Here is a 3,036-nt window from a genome sequence, read left to right on the forward strand (position 1 = left end):
GGTTCGTTTGTAAGGGTACAAACATTTTACCGAGTTGGCGGCTTTTTTTCTATTCTTAAATTGTATTTTGTTGGTTAATCAACAGGCCTGATCTATTTGATACATTTTGTCTTTATACACCGGATCCATTATCTGTTGTTTATCGACTAAGAAACGCTCTTCATTCCAATCATCATCGGGCACCGTTTGCTGTAATAAAGGTGAATCAATACCAAATACAGAACATAAATCATTCATTCGATCCTCTGCTGCCATCCTGTTTTCCCAGTATGACAAAGACAAAACTCCCTTCCTTGTATAAATTGAAAGATAGTCAAAAAGCCCTCCAAGCGAGGGCTTTTTGTACCTAATTTATTCTCCAACGATTTTACCTTCTTCAGTTAATGAAGCAATATGCAGCCCACTTTTATTACGTAATTTCCATGTGTCACCTTTGTCATTCTTATTTTTTTCTATAAACCAACCTGTCCTAGGATCTTTATATCTTATCATTTTTTTACTTTTTACTCTTACTAAATTTATCCATATCAACTGAATAAACATCACCATTTTTTTCAATGTCTTTGGAATTTTCTTCACCGCATATTCAATTCCTTCTGTCAGATGTTCCAACCAAGCTAAAATAGAAGCGTCGTGTTTTTCAAGTACGGTTTCCCCTGTATGCTTGTCTACGACCCGAATGTCGAGCGTTCGCGGAATTTCATAGTACGTTACGTAGGTAGTGTAGTCCTCTTTGTGGATTGTAAAACGTTTCTCTTGATTAACGGAATAGGATAGCTCAACACCAACTTGCCCTGGTGAAGCATAAGAAACGCCCGCCAACGATACAATCAATGAACATACGATCATACCTGACAACATCTTTTTCAGTATCTTTTTCAATTTTAATCCCTCCAAAATATGGTTTCAAGTTATTTTGCTATGAAAATTATAGGAATAAAAGAGAAAAATTAGGTTGGTAACAATAACTTTGACATGATAGCATGTTACATATTCCCTAACAAAATCAGATTCGGCGCGCAGGGTGATTATCTATCTTTGCGAAGCTGGTGATGATAGCTCTCGATTATATTGGTCGTATAGATGAGATTAGCGAATCTCCGGCGGATATTTGAAGAAGGTCGCCAACTGCTCGCCGTTGTTTCGCTAGGAACGTACGATAAGCGGATTCTTCGCTCCTCAGTGATGGCATGAGAGAGGCCCGGTCAGGTTGTCCACACAGGTCATGAGAATGTCTTGTGCGCCACGATGTTTTAGCTTATTCCGTATGCTGTGCCGCAGTTTCGCAGACTCGCTCTCGCCGATCCAGATGCCATGCACACCCTTTACACAAAGGAATTTACAGGCTTATTCATCCCGTTACTTATGGTTGCCATATGTAGAACAAGAACAGGAGGCGGTACTTATGAATCCGATACCCGATCATCTTGCCTGGGGGCTGGACGTGCTGTTTGTCGGCTTCAATCCAAGCCCGCGATCGGGAGAGACGGGCCATCATTACGCCAATCTGCGCAACCGCTTCTGGACGATCCTGAACCGGGCCGGCTTGACCCCGCGATTGTACCGAGCCGAGGAGGACCGAGAACTGCTTAAGCAGGGCTACGGCTTCACCAACATTGTCGCCCGGCCAACTCCGACGGCGGCGGACATTACGGCGGACGACTATGCGGAGGGGCGCAAGCTGCTGCATCACAAAATCGAGACGTACCGTCCGCATACCGTATGCTTCGTCGGCAAGGGCGTCTATGAGGCTTACAGCGGGCGGAGAGGGGTGGAATGGGGATTCCAGGACAAGCCGGTCGTAGATGGCGTGCGCGATTTCGTAGCGCCGTCATCCAGTGGGCTTGTGCGGATGAAGCTGGAGGAGATTGTCGGCATCTATGCGCAGTTGGCCCGGCAGCAACAGCAAGACGGGCAGTAAATCGCCGCAGAGACTCTGGACGGAGTGTCCAGAGGGCTGAATTTGTGAGTATGATGGAGGATAACTGTAAGCGGAAGCGCTCAGGCTTCAAGCAGCGCAACTCTGGTCGTGAGGGGCGTCTTAAGCGTTTTCAGGGCGTTTTCAAGTACAGGCCTTTATCGAATATACTTACAGAAGCCGTTTACGCGACGATGAGGAATGTGTAAATCCAATCAAGCAGGGAGTGACGATTTTTGAGTAATGAGCATATGTTGGAACGTAAAAACGAATTGCTGCGCCGCAATATTCAACAGTATCTTCTTCTAGAGAACCAGCACGGACTAAGCCAGCAGGAGCAGCACCTTTTGCAGCATCTCATTAAGGAAATGCACCAGAACAATGTTGAGATGCACCGTCAATCGTAACCCTTCTCGCTTATTTGCAGCCTTAAGGCGTGCCATACAGCAAAGAGTCTGGACGCCCGGGCTCTTTTTCTCATGGGAGGATAACGATAGCAGATGACTGCAGGTGCACACGGACAGGTTCCCTGACCAGCCTTATCCATGTACAATAGAGAACATCAGGCTTGAACCGAGAGCAGCCACAGGCATCCATGAAAGGATAGTATAGACATGCAAGAAAAGGAAGGGTTCTTGGCACGCAAGCAGCGAGAGGGCCTCATTCTCAATGACGTGCAGAGAAAGGCGGTTCTTCATACCGACGGACCGATGCTGCTGCTGGCCTCTCCCGGATCGGGGAAGACGACGACAATCGTGATGAAGATCGGGTACCTCATCGAGGAAAAGAAGGCGGTTCCGTCACGCATTAAGGCAATCACCTTCAGCAGGGCGTCTGCGGCTGATATGAGGGAACGGTTCGCGCGGCTATGTCCCGAGCTGCCGGTCCGCAGCGTCGATTTCTCGACGATTCACAGTCTGGCGTTCGCGGTCACGCGTGAGCATCTTTGTCATGCGCGCACCGATTTCCAGATCATCGAAGGGGATGTCGATCTGGAGAGTCGGGAAAAAGCCCCCATGGGAATGGAGGCCACTGAAAAAGTCCTTCTCATGAAAAAAGGTACGGCTCCTCAAGAAAATTGAGGAGCCGTACCTTTTTTCGTTTATAATTAATGCATC

General features: G+C 47.3%; 5 protein-coding genes and 1 pseudogene. 3 read left to right on the top strand and 3 right to left on the bottom strand.

What is annotated here, in order from left to right:
• Positions 1 to 78: 78 nt before the first annotated feature.
• From PPOP_RS13535 to PPOP_RS25985, 3 genes and pseudogenes are all read right to left on the bottom strand, one after another.
• Complete coding sequence (locus tag PPOP_RS13535; protein ID WP_234399837.1) at positions 79 to 276, bottom strand: hypothetical protein; 198 nt, start codon at positions 274 to 276, stop codon at positions 79 to 81.
• Between the two features lie 75 nt (positions 277 to 351).
• A complete protein-coding gene (locus PPOP_RS13540; RefSeq protein ID WP_042228895.1) occupies positions 352 to 882 on the bottom strand; it encodes a hypothetical protein in 531 nt (176 codons plus the stop codon).
• Positions 883 to 1,037: 155 nt separating this feature from the next.
• Positions 1,038 to 1,326, bottom strand: a pseudogene (locus tag PPOP_RS25985) (transposase); the annotation flags it as partial.
• A gap of 79 nt (positions 1,327 to 1,405) precedes the next feature.
• Between PPOP_RS25985 and PPOP_RS13545 the strand changes: the two are divergent.
• The 3 genes from PPOP_RS13545 (at position 1,406) to PPOP_RS13550 (ending at position 3,000) form a co-directional block, all read left to right on the top strand.
• Positions 1,406 to 1,921, top strand: coding sequence for a mismatch-specific DNA-glycosylase (locus PPOP_RS13545; RefSeq protein WP_006287080.1), 516 nt, complete (start codon positions 1,406 to 1,408; stop codon positions 1,919 to 1,921).
• A gap of 233 nt (positions 1,922 to 2,154) precedes the next feature.
• Positions 2,155 to 2,325: a hypothetical protein gene (locus PPOP_RS23445; protein ID WP_199898976.1), complete on the top strand. Its 171-nt coding sequence runs from the start codon at positions 2,155 to 2,157 to the stop codon at positions 2,323 to 2,325.
• 207 nt (positions 2,326 to 2,532) lie between these two features.
• The gene (locus PPOP_RS13550) at positions 2,533 to 3,000 is read left to right on the top strand and encodes a UvrD-helicase domain-containing protein (RefSeq protein ID WP_006287081.1); all 468 of its coding nucleotides are present in this window, start codon (positions 2,533 to 2,535) and stop codon (positions 2,998 to 3,000) included.
• The last annotated feature ends 36 nt before the right edge of the window (positions 3,001 to 3,036 follow it).

Source organism: Paenibacillus popilliae ATCC 14706 (assembly GCF_000315235.1).
Classification (GTDB): domain Bacteria; phylum Bacillota; class Bacilli; order Paenibacillales; family Paenibacillaceae; genus Paenibacillus_B; species Paenibacillus_B popilliae.

Coding starts and splice junctions, on each gene's coding strand:
- PPOP_RS13550 (WP_006287081.1), top strand. CDS start 2,533: ATGCAAGAAAAGGAAGGGTTCTTGGCACGCAAGCAGCGAGAGGGCCTC.
- PPOP_RS13545 (WP_006287080.1), top strand. CDS start 1,406: ATGAATCCGATACCCGATCATCTTGCCTGGGGGCTGGACGTGCTGTTT.